The organism is Pseudomonas sp. S3_B11 (assembly GCF_054667715.1).
The window spans coordinates 6,498,248-6,514,637 of record NZ_CP162749.1; the positions used below are offsets into that span (position 1 = coordinate 6,498,248).

Sequence of the window (16,390 nt, forward strand, 5' to 3'; positions counted from 1 at the left end):
GGGGCTGGACTGGGCACACTGACCTCAAGCTGAATCACGATGGTTTGGTCACCCTCGCGCGACAGCTCCTCCAGTAACGCAACCTGCCCCGATCCTGTCACGGCTTGATCGGGGATTTTTTTGCCTGTGAATCAGGGAAAGCTTGGGTGTCTGGTGGATTGTCATCGCGAGCAAGCTCGCTCCCACATTAGATTTTGTGAACGACGCAGAACCCCTGTGGGAGTGAGCTTGCTCGCGATGAACGATGACGCGGTCTAGCGCTGCAACACCAGAATCCGCGACAACAACTCATCCCGATCCACATAGCACCCCTGGAAATGCCGGGCCCCGGAAGCCGGGTCGAAGGCATTGCGGGCGTGGAGCGTGCGGCGGTTGTCGAAGCACCAGAGCTGGCCGGGCTCGAGACGCTGTATCAGGCGAAATTGTGGCTCGCGGGTCAGGGCAATGAGGCGGCGGTAGGCGCGGTAAAGCTTGGGCATCTGCTCGACCGTGGTGTCGAACGGCCCACGCAGGAAGTTCGCCATGCGGATTTCCGAAACCTGGCCGAGGGCGTCCAGGGCGATGATGGGCGCCAGGCAGCGGTAGTCGCTGCGACGGTCCTTGTTGCGAAACTCCACCGGGATCCGGCACAGCGCGTCGAAGGCCTCGGGGTCTTCCTGGCGCAGCGCTTCAGCAATGGAAAACCCGTCGACAAAAATGCTCTCGCCGCCGTCGGCGTCATTCACCAGGCAATGCAGGAATTGCAGCCCCGGCTGCAATTCCCGGGTCGGCAAATCACTGTGCAGCGGCAGGTTGAAAGCGGTGTAGGCGTTGCTGTCGGCATCGGCCTTGGACTGCACATTGAACAGCACACCGAAGTTGCTCTCGCGAATAAAGGAAATGCGCTGGGCAATCCGTTTCAGCGAGCCGGGTTCGGTGGGTACGCCGCGCACCTGGGTCAGGCCGATGTCGCGCACCGCCAGCAACCATTGCAACAACGCATCGGTGTCGTCCATCAGCGCCGGGTAGTCGAACACTGGCAATTGCAGGTCGTGCCGCCACAGTTGGCGTCGGGGCTTGTTCGCCAGGCGCTCGGCTCGGGACTGATCATCGTAGGCGTGGGCGCGCAACCAGCCCGGATCGAAACGGCTCTGGTGGCCGTCCTGCCAGTCCACGCACAGGCAGCCTTCGTCATCGAGGTAGGTTGCGCGGGGGGTGATGTCTTCAGGGACGTCGACGATTTCCAGCACCTGCTCGCGGGTGACGCTGTAGACGCATTGAGGGCAAGGGCAGTTGTCCCGCAGCCACTGGTGATGAAAGGGGCTGGCCCGGCCATCGGCCCACGTCACTTGCACCCGGTCGGTCAACGGTGTGGCGGCGGTCAATGGGGAGATCAGGGGGTAACGGCGGAAGTCGGCAAAGGCGGCGGCGGTGTTCATGGCGATCTCCTGTTCGCGGCCTATCGGGGGAGAGGCAGGGCGATGATCCGGCCGATGTACAGCGGCGGCGGCAGGTCGGATTGTTCGTCGAGCAGGGCGCTGAGCTGGCCCAGGGCCTGTTCGGTGAAAGGCGCCGAGCGCGGGCCGGCCAGGTCGACGTGCAGCAGCATCTGTTCATTGCCGGCCAGCTCTTTATCACCGCCGACCAGATGCAGGCTGTGGTAGAGGTGCAGGCGTTTGGCGTCGTGGCCGATGATGTGCGTGTGCACCTCGACCTGGGCGTCGAGCTTCACTTCGTGCAGGTAGTTCAGGTGCAGTTCGAGGGTGAACAACGAGTGGCCGCTGGCTTCGCGGTTCTGGCTGTCCAGGCCGAGCCGGTCCATCAGCGCGTCGGTGGCGTAGCTGAAGATCAGCAGGTAGAAGGCATCGCGCAGGTGGCCGTTGTAATCGACCCATTCGGGGAGTATGCGGGTTTGGTAGGTGGTGAGGGTGGGCATGGCTGTCTCCGAGCATGATCGTTCCCACGCTCTGCGTGGGAACGCCTCTTGTGACGCTCTGCGTCACGCTTCATTCGGAACGCGGAGCGTCCCGGGCTGCATTCCCACGCAGAGCATGGGAACGATCAGTTACTCGGCAAAGGTCATCCCATGCTTTTCTTTGGTGGTCTTCACCGCCTCCAGCACCGCCAGCAGGCAATCATCACGATAGCGCTCCAGGGCCGAGATGCTGTGGCTGCCCAATTGCGCGCTCGTGCCGTCCACCACGTCGTCGATCAGCTTCTCGGTCAACTCAGGCGCTGGCAGGTAAGTCCACGGCAGTTGCAGCGCCGGGCCGAACTGGGCCATGAAGTGCCGCATGCCGGCATCGCCGCCGGCCAGGGTGTAGGTCAGGAACGTGCCCATGAACGACCAGCGCAAGCCGGCACCGAAACGGATCGCATCGTCGATTTCTCCGGTGGTCGCTACCCCGTCGTTGACCAGGTGCAGGGCTTCGCGCCACAGCGCTTCGAGCAGGCGGTCGGCAATGAAACCGGGCACTTCCTTGCGCACATGCAGTGGCCGCATGCCGAGGGATTCGTATACCTGCATCGCCGCCTGCAGGGCTTCGGGCGCGGTGTTTTTGCCGCCGACCACTTCCACCAGCGGCAACAGGTAGACCGGGTTGAACGGGTGCCCGACCACGCAGCGCTCCGGATGGGTGGCGCCTTCGTAGAATTCGCTCGGCAGCAGCCCCGAGGTACTGGAACCGATCAACGCGTTCGGCTTGGCGGCGGCACTGATCTGGCCGTGCAATTCGAGTTTCAGTTCCAGGCGCTCGGGGGCGCTTTCCTGGATGAAATCGGCGTCGCGCACACACTCCTCGATGGTCGCGACAAAGCGCAGCCGATCCTGTGAAGCGCCGGGTGCCAGGCCTTGTTTTTCCAGGGCGCCCCAGGCGTTGGCGACGCGCTTGCGCAACGCTGCTTCGGCACCCGGCGCCGGGTCCCAGGCGACGACGTCCAGGCCATGGGCCAGGGCCCGGCTGACCCAGCCGCTGCCGATCACACCGCTGCCCAGGGCGGCGAAGGTCTTGATGTCGGTGATAAAGCTCATGGTGATTTCCTGAAAAAATAGTTCGGTGATCTCCTGTGGGAGCAAGGCTTGCCCGCGATGGCAGCAGTAGATTCAACAGGGATGTCGACTGACATACCGTCATCGCGGGCAAGCCTTGCTCCCACAGGTTGTGCCCCCAATAGGGGAAGTTGATGTCGGCTCAGCCGCGCTGGGTCAGCCCCATTTTCTTGCGACCTTCAGCCGGGGTCAGCACGCGGGCGCCGAGGCGGCTGAGGACCTCGCCAGCGCGCTCCACCAGTTGGCCGTTGGTAGCGAGTACGCCTTTGTCCAGCCAGAGGTTGTCTTCCAGCCCAACCCGCACGTTGCCGCCCAACAGCACCGCCTGGGCGGCCATCGGCATTTGCATGCGGCCGATGCCGAAGCCGGCCCACACCGCGTCCGCCGGCAGGTTGTCGACCATGGCTTTCATGGTGGTGGTGTCGGCCGGTGCGCCCCACGGGATGCCCAGGCAGAGTTGGAACAGCGGGTTTTCCAGCAGGCCTTCCTTGATCAGTTGCTTGGCGAACCACAGATGACCGGTGTCGAAGATCTCCAGCTCGGCCTTGACCCCCAGCTCGGTGATGCGCTTGGCGCCGGCCCGCAGTTGCGCCGGGGTGGAGACGTAAATGGTGTCGCCGTCGCCGAAGTTCAGGGTGCCGCAATCCAGCGTGCAGATTTCCGGCAACAGCTCTTCGACGTGGGCCAGGCGGGTCAGCGGACCGACCAGGTCGGTGTTGGGACCGAACTCCATCGGCCGTTCGCCCGCACCGATCTCCAGGTCGCCGCCCATGCCGGCGGTGAGGTTGACGATGATGTCCACGTCCGCTTCACGGATGCGCTCCATCACCTCGCGGTACAGCGCCACGTCGCGGCTGAACTTGCCGGTCTGCGGGTCGCGGACGTGGCAATGGACCACCGTGGCCCCGGCCTTCGCCGCCTCGACGGCAGCGGCGGCGATCTGTTTCGGGGTGACCGGTACGTGAGGGCTCTTGGCGGTCGTGTCGCCAGCACCGGTGAGTGCGCAGGTGATGATGACGTCGTGGTTCATGGTGCGGATTCCTTCAGGCGTGGTGAGTCACTGCACAGCCCTTTGGTGCTGCGCAGATGGATAGCGGTTGCTCAGTTACTGGTCAGTTTCAGGTTGTCGGCGGCGGGCTTGCCGTCGAAGGTGGTGACGCCTTCGAGCCAACGCTGCTTGTCTTGCGGATGATCCTTGAGCCATTGCCGGGCCGATTCGAGCGGGTCCTTGTGATCGAGCAACGGCTGCATCATCCGGCTCTCATCTTCGGCGCTGAACGTCAGGTTGCTCAGCAAGCGACCGACGTTCGGGCATTGTTGGGCGTAGTCCGGCGCGGTGACGGTCCACACGGTGGCCATGCCTTCGTTCGGACCGAGGGCGTCATCGCTGCCGGTGAGGTAGGTCATTTGCACGTTGACGTTCATCGGGTGCGGCGCCCAGCCAAAGAACACCACGGCTTCCTTGCGGCGCACGGCGCGGTCCACGGCGGCGAGCATGCCGGCTTCGCTGGACTCCACCAGTTGGAATTTGCCCAGGCCGAACTGGTTCTTGGCGATCATCGCCTTGATCTGGGTATTGGCGCCGGAGCCCGGCTCGATGCCGTAGATCTTGCCGCCCAACTCTTTTTCGAATTTGGCGATGTCGGCGAAGGTCTTCAGGCCCTTGTCGGCCAGGTAGGTCGGCACGGCCAGGGTCGCGCGGGCGTCCTTGAGGCTTGGCTGCTCCAGCACCTTGACCTGCTTGGCCTCGACGAACGGGGTGATGGTCTGGGTCATCAACGGATTCCAGTAGCCCAGGAACAAGTCCAGGCGCTGGTCGCGGATGCCGGCGAAGATAATTTGCTGGGAGGCGCTGGTTTGCTTGGTCTTGTAGCCGAGGCCGTCGAGCATCACTTGGGTCAGGGCGCTGGTGGCAATGACGTCGGTCCAGTTGACCACGCCCAGGCGCACGTTCTGGCATGCGGCAGGGTCGGCTGCCATGGCGGCGCCATTGAGCAAAGTGGTGCCGCAAAGTGCAAGTACACAGGAGCTGATCAGTCGTTTCATGTCGGGTTCCTCGGCAGCTTATTGTTATGGGGTCCGGCATCTGCGCACCGGTGATGCCAAGTTACGCAGCCCGGCGCCTGGCAAAACGCACAGCGGCGACGTGCTCTTGCACTGCAGCGACTCTTGAACGGCCGTTGCAACTGGCGTATCAAGGTCCGCACGCTACCCGCCAACCGAGTGCGCTCCATGTCCCAGGATTTCTACTTTTTGTTGATGCCGGGTTTTTCGGCCATCGGTTTTATTTCGGCCATCGAGCCGTTGCGGGTCGCCAATCGGTTTCGTGGCGAGCTATACCGCTGGCATGTGCTGAGTGTCGATGGCGGGCCGGTGCTGGCGAGCAATGGCATGTCGGTCAACGCCGATGCCGCACTTGAACCCTTGAAGAAAGGCGCGACCCTCTGGGTGGTGGCCGGGTTCGAACCGCTCAAATTCGCCACCCCGGCGCTGGAGCGCTGGCTGCATCGGCTGGACAACGAAGGCGTGACCCTGGGCGGCATCGACACCGGCAGTGTGGTGCTGGCCGAGGCGGGGCTGTTGGAAGGGCACCGCGTGACCTTGCACTGGGAGGCGATCGAGGCGTTCAAGGAGTCCTATCCGCAACTCAGCGTGACCCAGGAACTGTTCGAGATCGACCGTCGCCGCATCACTTGCGCGGGCGGCACTGCTTCCATCGACCTGATGCTGGACCTGATCGGCCAAGCCCACGGTTCGGAACTGGCGATCCAGGTCAGCGAGCAGTTCGTGCTCGGCCGTATCCGTCCGCGCAAAGACCACCAGCGCATGGAAATCGCCAACCGCTATGGCATTCGCAACAAGAAGCTGGTGCACGTCATCGGCGAGATGGAAACCCACAGCGAACCGCCCCTGAGCACCTTGGCGCTGGCCGAATCGATCAACGTCACCCGTCGCCAGCTCGAACGCCTGTTCCGCCTGCACCTGAACGACACCCCGAGCAACTTCTACCTGCGCCTGCGCCTGGAGAAGGCCCGGCAGCTGCTGCGCCAGACCGACATGAGCGTGTTGGAAGTGAGCATCGCCTGCGGCTTTGAGTCACCGTCGTACTTCACCCGCAGCTATCGGGCACGGTTCGAGCGCTGCCCGCGGGAGGATCGACGACGGCAGGGGGATGGGCGGGAACTGGTTTGACAGGCTTTTATACTCAATTATACTCGCGACTATAAATTATACCTGTCGCCATAATTGAGTATAAAACCATGTCCAAGCACCCCGGTTTTGTCTTCCGGCGCCCCGATCTGGCCCGCAATATTGTCGATGGGCTGGCCGGCGCCGGGATCCAGGATTACACCTCAGGCCTGTTCCTGGCCGCGCCAAGGCGTACCGGAAAAAGTACGTTCCTGCGCGAAGACTTGATTCCCGAATGCGAGACGCGAGGTTGGCTCGCGGTCTATGTCGATCTTTGGGCCAACAAGGAGAAGGACCCTGCCGACCTGATCGCCTCGGCCATCGCCGGGGCACTGGTGCCTTATGAAAAGGGCATCCGCAAGCTCGCCAAATCCATGGGCATCGACAAACTCAGCTTCTTGCGCACGTTGTCCTGGGATTTCAGCCAGCCGCAACTGCCCGAAGGGGCGACGCTGACCCAGGCGCTGGAACTGTTGCACCGTGCCGCGGGTAAAACCGTGGTGCTGGTGATCGACGAAGCCCAGCATGCCTTGACCACCGAGGCCGGGGTCAACGCGATGTTCGGCCTCAAGGCTGCCCGTGACCAGCTCAACCAGGGACGTGAGGGGGATGCCAGCGGCCTGCGGCTGGTGTTCACCGGCTCCAATCGCGACAAGCTCGCCCACTTGGTATTGAGCCGCAACCAACCGTTCTACGGGTCCAGCATCACGCCGTTTCCGTTGTTGGGCAAAGCTTTCACCCAGGCCTACACCGCCCATTTGAACGCACACCTGGCTCAGACCAACCAGTTCAACGCCGATGACCTCGACCAGGCTTTTGAGTTGGTTGGGCGCCGTCCCGAGATGTTGCGCAGCGTCATCGGCGAAATTGCCCTGGAGCTGGGTGAGGCGAGCCAGTTGGGTGAATTGCTGCGCAGCAGCGCTGAAATGCTGCGCGCCGGCGTCTGGACCGAGTTCGAGAGCGCCTGGAACGCCCTGACGGTGCCACAACGCGCCGTGCTGCAGGTCATGGCAGAGCGCTCGCAAAACAACGAGCCCTTCGCACCTTTCACCGATTCAACGCTGGAGGCGGTGGGCAAGGCGCTGAGGACCATGGGAAGCGAAGTCGTGCCCGGTACCCAGACCATCCAAGCCTGCATTGATGCGCTGCGTGAAAAGGAATTGGTGTGGAAGTCCAACCGGGGTGGTTATGCGCTGGAGGACAAGGCGTTTGCCGATTGGTTGAAGGGGTATCGCAAGCAACAGAATCGGTCCTGACCCGATTGGCGGTCGAGCATAGTGACCTGTGTGGAGAGGGGGTTTTGTGGGAGCAAAGCTTGCTCGCGAAACAGTCGACTCGGTTTCTGAAGGACCGCATCGCCTCCATCGCGGGCAAGCCTTGCTCCCACAAAAATTCCATGACTATAGGTACGGTGTTCGGCTGGAAAAGGTCTATTTCTTCATCAGCGCCGAACACGCCGCCTTGTACGCCTCATGCTGATACTTGTTCAGCGTCGCCGGCAGGGCGAAGTCATGTTTCTTGCTTTGTGCATTGATGGTCTGCGGCGACAGCAGCGTCACCTCGCAACCGTCCAGCAACTGGAAGACCCCTTCGATCTTGAACGTCGTCGGCCCACCGGCGAACTCGCCTTTCTTGCTGCGCTTTTTGATGGCGATGCGTTCGATACCGTTATCCGTCACGAACGCTCGGACCTGAGCAGCAAACGCCTTGACGTTGGCGGCTTCGTCATCGTCGTCCAGGGCGATTTTCTTGGTGTTCAGCGGGACGTGGCTCAACGCCTGTTGATCCAGCGAGGCAACGGCGATGATCGCTTCGCTGCCTTTGATTTCGATGCCGCACGTTTTCATGTGAATCCTTTTGCTGGAGGGTGGCGTGCAGCTTACAGCTCCAACTGGTCAGCATGGATACCAAAGGCCGCAGCAATTTTTTCGCGGGTGGCTCGGCGAGGCTTGGCGACCGACTCTTGCTGGGCAAACGCCGGTTGAGAAATACCCAGGCGCCTGGCGACTTCATCTTGAGTCAGGTTCAGGTGTTCGCGCCAGGCACGAATGGGCGTGGCGCCATCGACGATGCGGCTGACGACTTCATGGGGAATCAGATCGGGTTCCAGTTTCTGCGCGACGTATTGGGCATATGGAATGACCACAAATGCCGGATGCCCGTCTGCGTCATTGATGATCTGAATATCAGTAGGTACGTTCATCGTGTTTCCTGACCTCTTGAATGCTGACGATCTTGATCGCCCCGTCCCAATCGAACATGACTCGATAGCGGCCTACCCGAAGGCGACAGGCGTAGTCATGGCCGACAAGCGCTTTGACGTTCGCCGCGTCGGGCATCTGGGCGAGCGCCGTAACGGCGTCCCGAACCTGGGCCTGATGGGCAGAATGCAATTTCAGAAGCTGCTTAACGGCTTTTCTGGTCCAGTGGATGGTGTTCATGAAAGGATATAAGTCTTTTATAAGTTTTGCGAATCCTGACTTATATCCCCTCCAGGGCCAACGCATGAAAGGTGTCTGAATATTGCCCTCAGTCTTGCCCAATCGACTCCAAAAACTCCGACCGATCATCGCTCACCTGGGCCATGCAGTCGTTTTCGGCGATTTTGTAGGCTTCGCTGCCGGGTTTGGCCGGGAAGGCGGCGACGGCGCAGTCGGCCTCGCGCTGTTTTTGCCACAGTTGCTGGGCGGCCTTGACCTTGGTGGTGATGTCGTTGAGCTGGGCCTTGTCGCTGGCGTAGCGGGTTTGCAGGCGCTCAAAGAGGCTTTGCAGGTTTTCGCCCAGCAATTGTTCGGCGGCGGTTTTGCCGTAGACCGAGCAGGCCAGGGTCTGGACGTCGTTTTCAACTTCGTCGCAGGGGTTGGGTTCGGTGTCTTCGGTCGCATGTGCGACGGTGCTGATCAGTGCCAAAGCCAGGAAGAGTGATTTCATCGCGTTGCCGCTCGAGTCCAGTGAAAACCAGTGATGCGGCGGATTCTGGCGCAAGCGTCGGCTAAAGAACAGACGGGTAGGGTGGGCCTGTTGTAGTCCATTGTCGTGGATTGACGCTTTCGGCAATTCCCCTGTCGTTTTTGCACCGGGTCGCCACGGCCCTCAGGCATATGCTGGCCCCAAAGCGCCGGCACACGATTCGGCGCATGAATCGCTGACAAAAGGGGACTGCCTGATGAGCCCAGCCGAATTGCACGCCGACAGCATCGTTATCGACGGGCTGATCATTGCCAAGTGGAACCGCGACCTGTTCGAAGACATGCGCAAGGGCGGCCTGACCGCAGCCAACTGCACCGTGTCAGTGTGGGAAGGTTTCCAGGCCACCATCAACAACATCGCCGCGAGCCAGAAACTGATCCGCGAGAACAGCGACCTGGTGATCCCGGTGAAAACCACCGCCGACATCCGTCGCGCCAAGGAACAGGGCAAGACCGGCATCATCTTCGGTTTCCAGAACGCCCATGCCTTCGAAGACCAACTCGGCTACGTCGAGATCTTCAAGCAGCTGGGCGTAGGTGTGGTGCAGATGTGCTACAACACCCAGAACCTGGTCGGCACCGGTTGCTATGAACGCGACGGCGGCCTGTCGGGCTTCGGTCGCGAAATCGTCGCCGAGATGAACCGGGTCGGCATCATGTGCGACCTGTCCCACGTCGGTTCCAAGACCTCCGAAGAGGTCATCCTCGAATCGAAGAAGCCAGTGTGCTACTCCCACTGCCTGCCGTCCGGCCTGAAAGAACACCCGCGCAACAAGTCCGATGAAGAGCTGAAGTTCATTGCCGATCACGGCGGTTTCGTCGGCGTGACCATGTTCGCGCCGTTCCTGGCCAAGGGCATCGATTCGACCATCGACGACTACGCCGAAGCCATCGAATACACCATGAACATCGTTGGTGAAGACGCCATCGGCATCGGCACCGATTTCACCCAGGGCCACGGCCAGGACTTCTTCGAAATGCTGACCCACGACAAGGGCTACGCCCGTCGTCTGACCAGCTTCGGCAAGATCATCAACCCTCTGGGCATCCGCACCGTGGGCGAGTTCCCGAACCTCACCGAGACGCTGCTCAAGCGCGGCCATCCTGAGCGGGTAGTGCGCAAGATCATGGGCGAAAACTGGGTCAGCGTCTTGAAAGACGTCTGGGGCGAATAAAACGCCGCCGTACCGCCAACCCTCTACCTGCGGCCCTCTGCGCCGCAGGCAATACCACGAATTTCCGGAGTCAAGTTTTCATGGCCAAGATCGCCCCGCAACTGCCTATCGAAGTCGACAGCGAAACCGGTGTCTGGACCTCCGACGCCCTGCCGATGCTGTACGTGCCACGGCACTTTTTCGTCAACAACCACATGGGCATCGAAGAAGTATTGGGCGCCGACGCCTACGCCGAGATTCTCTACAAGGCCGGCTACAAATCCGCCTGGCACTGGTGTGAAAAAGAAGCCGAATGCCATGGCCTGGAAGGCGTCGCGGTGTTCGAGCACTACATGAAGCGCCTGTCGCAGCGTGGCTGGGGCCTGTTCAAGATCCAGGACATCGACCTGGACAAAGGCACCGCCAGCGTCAAGCTCGAACACTCGGCATTCGTCTATGTGTACGGCAAGGTCGGGCGCAAGGTCGACTACATGTTCACTGGCTGGTTCGCCGGTGCCATGGACCAGATCCTCGCCGCTCGCGGCAGCAAGATCCGCACCGTGGCCGAGCAGGTCTACGGCGGTTCCGAAGAAGGCCACGACGACGGCCTGTTCATCGTCAAGCCGTTGTAAGTCGAGGATCGCACCATGGCTTTTGAAGCAATGTTCCAGCCGATCCAGATCGGCAAGCTGACCATCCGCAACCGCGTGCTCAGCACCGCGCACGCCGAGGTCTACGCCACCGACGGCGGCATGACCACCGACCGGTACGTGAAGTATTACGAAGAGAAGGCCAAGGGCGGCATCGGCCTGGCGATCTGCGGTGGCTCGTCCGTGGTCGCCATCGACAGCCCGCAGGAATGGTGGAGTTCGGTGAACCTGTCCACCGACCGCATCATTCCGCACTTCCAGAACCTGGCCGACGCCATGCACAAGCATGGCGCAAAGATCATGATCCAGATTACCCACATGGGCCGTCGCTCGCGTTGGGACGGTTTCAACTGGCCGACCCTGATGTCGCCGTCCGGTGTGCGTGAGCCGGTGCACCGCGCCACCTGCAAGACCATCGAGCCGGAAGAGATCTGGCGGGTGATCGGCAACTACGCCCAGGCCGCACGGCGCGCCAAGGCCGGTGGCCTGGACGGCGTCGAGCTGTCCGCCGTACACCAGCACATGATCGACCAGTTCTGGAGCCCGCGGGTCAACAAGCGTACCGACGAATGGGGCGGCACCTTCGAAGGCCGGATGAAGTTCGGCCTGGAAGTGTTGAAAGCCGTGCGCGCCGAGGTCGGTGACGATTTCTGCGTGGGCATGCGCCTGTGCGGCGACGAGTTCCACCCGGACGGCTTGTCCCACGAGGACATGAAGCAGATCGCCAAGTATTACGATGACACCGGCATGCTGGATTTCATCGGCGTGGTGGGCTCGGGTTGCGACACTCACAACACCCTGGCTAACGTCATCCCGAATATGAGTTATCCACCGGAGCCGTTCCTGCACCTGGCCGCCGGTATCAAGGAAGTGGTCAAGGTTCCGGTTTTGCACGCGCAGAACATCAAGGACCCGAACCAGGCCACGCGGATCCTGGAGGGCGGTTACGTCGACATGGTCGGCATGACCCGCGCCCACATCGCCGACCCGCACCTGATCGCCAAGATCAAGATGGGCCAGATCGACCAGATCAAGCAGTGCGTCGGCGCCAACTACTGCATCGACCGCCAGTACCAGGGCCTGGACGTGCTGTGCATCCAGAACGCCGCGACGTCCCGTGAATACATGGGAGTGCCGCACATCATCGAGAAGTCCACCGGGCCGAAACGCAAGGTGGTCGTCGTGGGTGCCGGCCCGGCTGGGATGGAAGCGGCGCGTGTGGCCGCCGAACGTGGGCACGACGTGACCCTGTTCGAGAAAAAAGAATTCATCGGCGGGCAGATCACCACCGCCTCGAAAGCCCCGCAACGGGACCAGATCGCCGGTATTACCCGCTGGTTCCAACTGGAGCTGGCGCGGTTGAAAGTCGACCTGCGTCTGGGCGTGGCGGCTGATGCGGCAACCATCATGGACTTGCGTCCGGACGTGGTGGTGCTGGCCGTCGGCGGGCATCCGTACCTGGAGCAGAACGAGCACTGGGGCGCCGCCGAAGGGCTGGTGGTCAGCAGCTGGGACGTGCTCGACGGCAAGGTTGCACCGGGCAAGAACGTACTGGTCTACGACACCATTTGCGAGTTCACCGGCATGTCGGTGGCCGACTTCCTCGCCGACAAGGGCAGCCAGGTCGAGATCGTCACCGACGACATCAAGCCGGGCGTGGCGATTGGCGGGACGTCGTTCCCCACCTACTACCGCAGCATGTACCCCAAGGAAGTGATCATGACCGGGGACATGATGCTGGAGAAGGTCTACCGCGAAGGCGACAAGCTGGTGGCGGTGCTGGAGAACGAATACACCGGTGCCAAGGAAGAGCGCGTGGTGGACCAGGTGGTGGTGGAAAACGGCGTGCGGCCGGACGAGGAAATCTACTACGCGCTCAAGGAAGGTTCGCGCAACAAGGGCCAGATCGACGTTGAAGCCCTGTTCGCGATCAAGCCCCAGCCGTGCCTGGAGCAGAGTGGCGAAGGCTACCTGCTGTTCCGCATCGGCGACTGCGTGGCCCAGCGTAATACCCACGCGGCCATCTACGACGCCCTGCGGTTGTGCAAGGATTTCTAACGGCTTGTGGATAACCCTGTGGGAGCGAGCTTGCTCGCGATAGCGGTGGATCAGTCGACATTTATGTTGGATCTGAGTCCGTCTTCGCGAGCAAGCTCGCTCCCACAGGGATCGAGCAAGACATCCAGGTTTCTGTGCCTGCAAGACCTGAGGTCTTTGGGAGCTTCACCATGTTGAACACCCTTCTTCCCATCCTGCTGTTTGCTGCCCTGGGCCTCGCGGTCCTTGGCGCCTTGCGGCGGGTGAACATGTGGCGCCGTGGACGACCGGCCAAGGTCGACCTGATCGGTGGTCTCTTCGCCATGCCCAAGCGCTATATGGTGGATTTGCACCATGTGGTGGCGCGGGACAAATACATTGCCAATACCCACGTGGCCACGGCTGGTGGTGCGGTGGCGTCGGTGGTGCTGGCGATCCTGGTCCACGGTTTTGGCCTGCATAATCGCTTCCTCGGCTATGCGTTGCTGTTGATGTCGGCCGTGATGTTCGTCGGTGCGATCTTCGTCTACTTGCGTCGGCGCAATCCGCCGGCCCGTTTGTCCAAGGGCCCCTGGATGCGCCTGCCGAAAAGCCTGCTGGCCTTCTCGGCGTCGTTCTTCCTGGTGACCCTGCCGGTGGCGGGCATTCTCCCGGAAAACTTCGGCGGTTGGCTGGTGGCGGCGGTCCTGGGTGTCGGCGTGCTGTGGGGTGTGTCGGAATTGTTTTTCGGCATGACCTGGGGCGGGCCGATGAAACACGCCTTCGCCGGTGCCCTGCACCTGGCCTGGCACCGCCGAGCCGAGCGCTTTGGTGGCGGTCGTTCCACCGGTCTGAAGCCGTTGGACTTGAACGACCCTGGCGCACCGCTGGGCGTTGAGAAACCCAAGGATTTCACCTGGAACCAACTGTTGGGCTTCGATGCCTGCGTGCAGTGCGGCAAGTGTGAAGCTGCCTGCCCGGCGTTCGCTGCCGGCCAGCCGCTGAACCCGAAAAAGCTCATCCAGGACATGGTCGTCGGCCTGGCCGGCGGCACCGATGCGAAATTCGCCGGCAGCCCCTATCCAGGTAAACCGGTGGGCGAGCACAGCGGCAACCCACATCAGCCGATCGTCAACGGCCTGGTGGACGCCGAGACCCTGTGGTCCTGCACCACCTGCCGGGCGTGCGTCGAGGAATGCCCGATGATGATCGAGCACGTCGACGCCATCGTCGACATGCGCCGCCACCTGACCCTGGAAAAAGGCGCGACGCCGAACAAGGGCGCCGAGGTGCTGGAAAACCTCATCGCCACCGACAACCCTGGCGGCTTCGCCCCGGGCGGGCGGATGAACTGGGCGGCGGACTTGAACCTCAATCTGCTCAGCGAGAAGAAATCCACCGACGTGCTGTTCTGGGTCGGCGACGGTGCTTTCGACATGCGCAACCAGCGCACCTTGCGCGCCTTCGTCAAAGTGCTCAAGGCGGCGAAAATCGACTTCGCCGTGCTCGGCCTCGAAGAGCGCGACAGCGGCGACGTGGCCCGGCGCCTGGGTGATGAGGCGACGTTCCAGCTGTTGGCCAAGCGCAATATCCAGACCCTGGCCAAATACAGCTTCAACCGCATCGTCACCTGCGACCCCCACAGTTTCCACGTGCTGAAAAACGAATACGGCGCCTTCGATGGCAACTACCTGGTGCAGCACCATAGCACCTACATGGCGGAAATCATCGACGCCGGGGCGCTGAACCTCGGCCAGCACAAGGGCGACAGCGTGACCTATCACGACCCGTGCTACCTGGGCCGCTACAACGGCGAATACGAGGCGCCGCGCCAGGTGTTGCGTGCGCTGGGTATCGAGGTCAAGGAGATGCAACGTTCCGGTTTCCGTTCGCGTTGCTGCGGCGGTGGCGGCGGTGCGCCGATCACCGACATTCCGGGCAAGCAGCGGATCCCTGACATGCGCATGGACGACATCCGCGAAACCGGCGCCGAACTGGTGGCCGTGGGTTGTCCACAGTGCACCGCGATGCTGGAAGGCGTGGTCGAACCGCGGCCAATGATCAAGGACATCGCCGAACTGGTGGCCGACGCGCTGCTGGAAGACGCGGCCCCGAGCAAACCGGTAACCCCGGCCAAACGTGAACCCGCGGAGGTGCATTAATGAGTGACATCATCCGCCGCGACCCCCGCGCCGAGTGGATCGCCCGCAACCGCCTGCACCCGCTGCACGCGGCCATGCAACCGGTGCAGCACAGCTGGATGGGGCCCAACGGCATCATCCGCAAGAATGTCCATGGCGTCGGTTTCATCGGCCCCAATGGCATCAAGCGCATCGACCGCAGCGGCGCCCAGCAGGGTGGCGCGACCAAGCGTACTGCCGCCGCTGAAGTGCAACTGCCGCTGCATCAGGTGCCGCAACCTGCGTTCTACATCAGTGTGGTGCCGGACATGGTCGGTGGCCGCTTGAGCAGCCACGACCGCGATCTGCTGGGCCTGGCCCATCAGCTTGCCGGCAGCGAAGGCGCGGTGCTGGCGGTGGTCTTCGGCGAACACAAGGAAAACGCCTTCGCCACGGCCGGTGTCGACCGCTTGCTGGTGCTCGATGGCGAAGAATTCAGCGGTTATGCACCGGAACAACGAGTGCAAGGCCTGCGGGCTGTGGATAACCAATTCAGCCCGCGCCATTGGCTATTGCCTGACAGCCGCACCGGTGGCGGAGAACTGGGCCGGCGTTTGGCTGCGGCCCTGGGCGAACGCCCGGCCACGCGGGTCTGGCAGGTCAAGGGCGAAGAGTGCATCGGCCGCGCCGGTGCCGGCCTGCAAGACCTGGCCCGGCCGTTGGCGCGCTTGATCCTGGCGGCGGTCGAATGTGCCGAGCCGGTCAGCGAAACCCGCCACGAAGCCTTGCCGGTGGAGTTATCCACAAGCGTGGCTCGCAGCTTGTCGCGTATCGAAGACCTCGGCGCGGTGGCGGTGGACCCGGGTGCGATCCCGATGGCCGAAGCCGAATTCATTTTCTCCGGCGGCAATGGGGTCAAGGACTGGGCGCTGTTCCACCAGACCGCTGCGGCCCTGGGCGCCACTGAAGGCGCTTCGCGGGTGGCGGTGGACGACGGCTTTATGGCTCGCGATCGCCAGGTCGGTGCGTCCGGCACCTGGGTTACGGCGCGGGTCTACGTGGCCGTGGGGATTTCCGGGGCGATCCAGCACCTGCAGGGCATTGGCGCCTGCGACAAGGTGGTGGCAATCAACCTCGATCCGGGTTGCGACATGATCAAACGGGCGGACCTGTCGGTGATCGGTGACAGCGCGGCGATTCTCCAGGCCTTGATCGCGGCGGTAGAGGCTTACCGCAACGAAGCCAAGCGCGATGCGGCTTAAGA

Annotated in this window: 16 protein-coding genes; 7 read left to right on the forward strand and 9 right to left on the reverse strand. The window is 62.3% G+C overall.

The genetic code is table 11. The features are described 5' to 3' along the window. Positions 1-254: 254 nt before the first annotated feature. The 5 genes from AB4O22_RS29135 to AB4O22_RS29155 form a co-directional block, all read right to left on the reverse strand. The gene (locus tag AB4O22_RS29135; protein ID WP_013694421.1) at positions 255-1,418 is read right to left on the reverse strand and encodes a gamma-butyrobetaine dioxygenase; all 1,164 of its coding nucleotides are present in this window, start codon (positions 1,416-1,418) and stop codon (positions 255-257) included. A gap of 20 nt (positions 1,419-1,438) precedes the next feature. Continuing rightward, positions 1,439-1,915 (reverse strand): thioesterase family protein, encoded by a 477-nt coding sequence (locus tag AB4O22_RS29140; protein ID WP_223472174.1) that lies wholly within the window; start codon positions 1,913-1,915, stop codon positions 1,439-1,441. 129 nt (positions 1,916-2,044) lie between these two features. Next, positions 2,045-3,010, reverse strand: coding sequence for an L-carnitine dehydrogenase (locus AB4O22_RS29145; RefSeq protein WP_223472175.1), 966 nt, complete (start codon positions 3,008-3,010; stop codon positions 2,045-2,047). A gap of 160 nt (positions 3,011-3,170) precedes the next feature. Further along, positions 3,171-4,058, reverse strand: a complete 888-nt coding sequence (locus AB4O22_RS29150; RefSeq protein ID WP_223472176.1) for a beta-keto acid cleavage family enzyme — start codon at positions 4,056-4,058, stop codon at positions 3,171-3,173. Positions 4,059-4,129: 71 nt separating this feature from the next. Next, complete coding sequence (locus AB4O22_RS29155; RefSeq protein ID WP_003206341.1) at positions 4,130-5,074, reverse strand: choline ABC transporter substrate-binding protein; 945 nt, start codon at positions 5,072-5,074, stop codon at positions 4,130-4,132. Positions 5,075-5,260: 186 nt separating this feature from the next. Here AB4O22_RS29155 and AB4O22_RS29160 point away from each other — a divergent pair, with 186 nt between their 5' ends. Together AB4O22_RS29160 and AB4O22_RS29165 are read left to right on the forward strand one after the other, a co-directional pair. Next, positions 5,261-6,220, forward strand: coding sequence for a GlxA family transcriptional regulator (locus tag AB4O22_RS29160; RefSeq protein WP_046063292.1), 960 nt, complete (start codon positions 5,261-5,263; stop codon positions 6,218-6,220). A gap of 68 nt (positions 6,221-6,288) precedes the next feature. Continuing rightward, positions 6,289-7,473: an ATP-binding protein gene (locus AB4O22_RS29165; RefSeq protein ID WP_223472178.1), complete on the forward strand. Its 1,185-nt coding sequence runs from the start codon at positions 6,289-6,291 to the stop codon at positions 7,471-7,473. 174 nt (positions 7,474-7,647) lie between these two features. On the opposite strand, the gene AB4O22_RS29170 is transcribed toward AB4O22_RS29165, so the two are convergent. The 4 genes from AB4O22_RS29170 to AB4O22_RS29185 form a co-directional block, all read right to left on the reverse strand. Beyond that, the gene (locus AB4O22_RS29170; protein WP_003206337.1) at positions 7,648-8,064 is read right to left on the reverse strand and encodes a DUF3010 family protein; all 417 of its coding nucleotides are present in this window, start codon (positions 8,062-8,064) and stop codon (positions 7,648-7,650) included. Between the two features lie 32 nt (positions 8,065-8,096). Continuing rightward, positions 8,097-8,420, reverse strand: coding sequence for a helix-turn-helix domain-containing protein (locus AB4O22_RS29175; protein ID WP_003206335.1), 324 nt, complete (start codon positions 8,418-8,420; stop codon positions 8,097-8,099). Beyond that, the gene (locus AB4O22_RS29180) at positions 8,404-8,658 is read right to left on the reverse strand and encodes a type II toxin-antitoxin system RelE family toxin (protein ID WP_223472179.1); all 255 of its coding nucleotides are present in this window, start codon (positions 8,656-8,658) and stop codon (positions 8,404-8,406) included. The genes AB4O22_RS29175 and AB4O22_RS29180 overlap by 17 nt, the downstream gene beginning before the upstream one ends. An 88-nt stretch (positions 8,659-8,746) precedes the next feature. Next, entirely contained in the window at positions 8,747-9,148 is a 402-nt protein-coding gene (locus AB4O22_RS29185; protein ID WP_223472180.1) for a lysozyme inhibitor LprI family protein, read from the reverse strand. Between the two features lie 235 nt (positions 9,149-9,383). Between AB4O22_RS29185 and AB4O22_RS29190 the strand changes: the two genes are divergently transcribed. The 5 genes from AB4O22_RS29190 (at position 9,384) to etfA (ending at position 16,388) form a co-directional block, all read left to right on the forward strand. Continuing rightward, positions 9,384-10,361, forward strand: coding sequence for a dipeptidase (locus AB4O22_RS29190; protein WP_003206328.1), 978 nt, complete (start codon positions 9,384-9,386; stop codon positions 10,359-10,361). A gap of 80 nt (positions 10,362-10,441) precedes the next feature. Beyond that, positions 10,442-10,972 (forward strand): 4-vinyl reductase, encoded by a 531-nt coding sequence (locus tag AB4O22_RS29195; RefSeq protein ID WP_003177589.1) that lies wholly within the window; start codon positions 10,442-10,444, stop codon positions 10,970-10,972. Positions 10,973-10,987: 15 nt separating this feature from the next. Next, positions 10,988-13,048, forward strand: a complete 2,061-nt coding sequence (gene dgcA, locus AB4O22_RS29200; protein WP_003206325.1) for a dimethylglycine demethylation protein DgcA — start codon at positions 10,988-10,990, stop codon at positions 13,046-13,048. Positions 13,049-13,218: 170 nt separating this feature from the next. Next, positions 13,219-15,168, forward strand: coding sequence for a dimethylglycine demethylation protein DgcB (dgcB, locus tag AB4O22_RS29205; RefSeq protein ID WP_223472181.1), 1,950 nt, complete (start codon positions 13,219-13,221; stop codon positions 15,166-15,168). After that, positions 15,168-16,388: an electron transfer flavoprotein subunit alpha gene (gene etfA / locus AB4O22_RS29210; protein ID WP_223472182.1), complete on the forward strand. Its 1,221-nt coding sequence runs from the start codon at positions 15,168-15,170 to the stop codon at positions 16,386-16,388. Before dgcB ends, etfA begins: the two co-directional genes overlap by 1 nt. Positions 16,389-16,390 lie beyond the last annotated feature (2 nt).

What these genes read in the sequence shown, in the direction of transcription:
- AB4O22_RS29155 (WP_003206341.1), bottom strand. Translation starts at nt 5,074, where the DNA reads ATGAAACGACTGATCAGCTCCTGTGTACTTGCACTTTGCGGCACCACT.
- AB4O22_RS29150 (WP_223472176.1), bottom strand. Translation starts at nt 4,058, where the DNA reads ATGAACCACGACGTCATCATCACCTGCGCACTCACCGGTGCTGGCGAC.
- AB4O22_RS29165 (WP_223472178.1), top strand. Translation starts at nt 6,289, where the DNA reads ATGTCCAAGCACCCCGGTTTTGTCTTCCGGCGCCCCGATCTGGCCCGC.
- AB4O22_RS29160 (WP_046063292.1), top strand. Translation starts at nt 5,261, where the DNA reads ATGTCCCAGGATTTCTACTTTTTGTTGATGCCGGGTTTTTCGGCCATC.
- AB4O22_RS29135 (WP_013694421.1), bottom strand. Translation starts at nt 1,418, where the DNA reads ATGAACACCGCCGCCGCCTTTGCCGACTTCCGCCGTTACCCCCTGATC.
- AB4O22_RS29145 (WP_223472175.1), bottom strand. Translation starts at nt 3,010, where the DNA reads ATGAGCTTTATCACCGACATCAAGACCTTCGCCGCCCTGGGCAGCGGT.
- AB4O22_RS29175 (WP_003206335.1), bottom strand. Translation starts at nt 8,420, where the DNA reads ATGAACGTACCTACTGATATTCAGATCATCAATGACGCAGACGGGCAT.
- AB4O22_RS29195 (WP_003177589.1), top strand. Translation starts at nt 10,442, where the DNA reads ATGGCCAAGATCGCCCCGCAACTGCCTATCGAAGTCGACAGCGAAACC.
- dgcA (WP_003206325.1), top strand. Translation starts at nt 10,988, where the DNA reads ATGGCTTTTGAAGCAATGTTCCAGCCGATCCAGATCGGCAAGCTGACC.
- dgcB (WP_223472181.1), top strand. Translation starts at nt 13,219, where the DNA reads ATGTTGAACACCCTTCTTCCCATCCTGCTGTTTGCTGCCCTGGGCCTC.
- AB4O22_RS29140 (WP_223472174.1), bottom strand. Translation starts at nt 1,915, where the DNA reads ATGCCCACCCTCACCACCTACCAAACCCGCATACTCCCCGAATGGGTC.
- AB4O22_RS29170 (WP_003206337.1), bottom strand. Translation starts at nt 8,064, where the DNA reads ATGAAAACGTGCGGCATCGAAATCAAAGGCAGCGAAGCGATCATCGCC.
- AB4O22_RS29190 (WP_003206328.1), top strand. Translation starts at nt 9,384, where the DNA reads ATGAGCCCAGCCGAATTGCACGCCGACAGCATCGTTATCGACGGGCTG.
- AB4O22_RS29185 (WP_223472180.1), bottom strand. Translation starts at nt 9,148, where the DNA reads ATGAAATCACTCTTCCTGGCTTTGGCACTGATCAGCACCGTCGCACAT.
- AB4O22_RS29180 (WP_223472179.1), bottom strand. Translation starts at nt 8,658, where the DNA reads ATGAACACCATCCACTGGACCAGAAAAGCCGTTAAGCAGCTTCTGAAA.
- etfA (WP_223472182.1), top strand. Translation starts at nt 15,168, where the DNA reads ATGAGTGACATCATCCGCCGCGACCCCCGCGCCGAGTGGATCGCCCGC.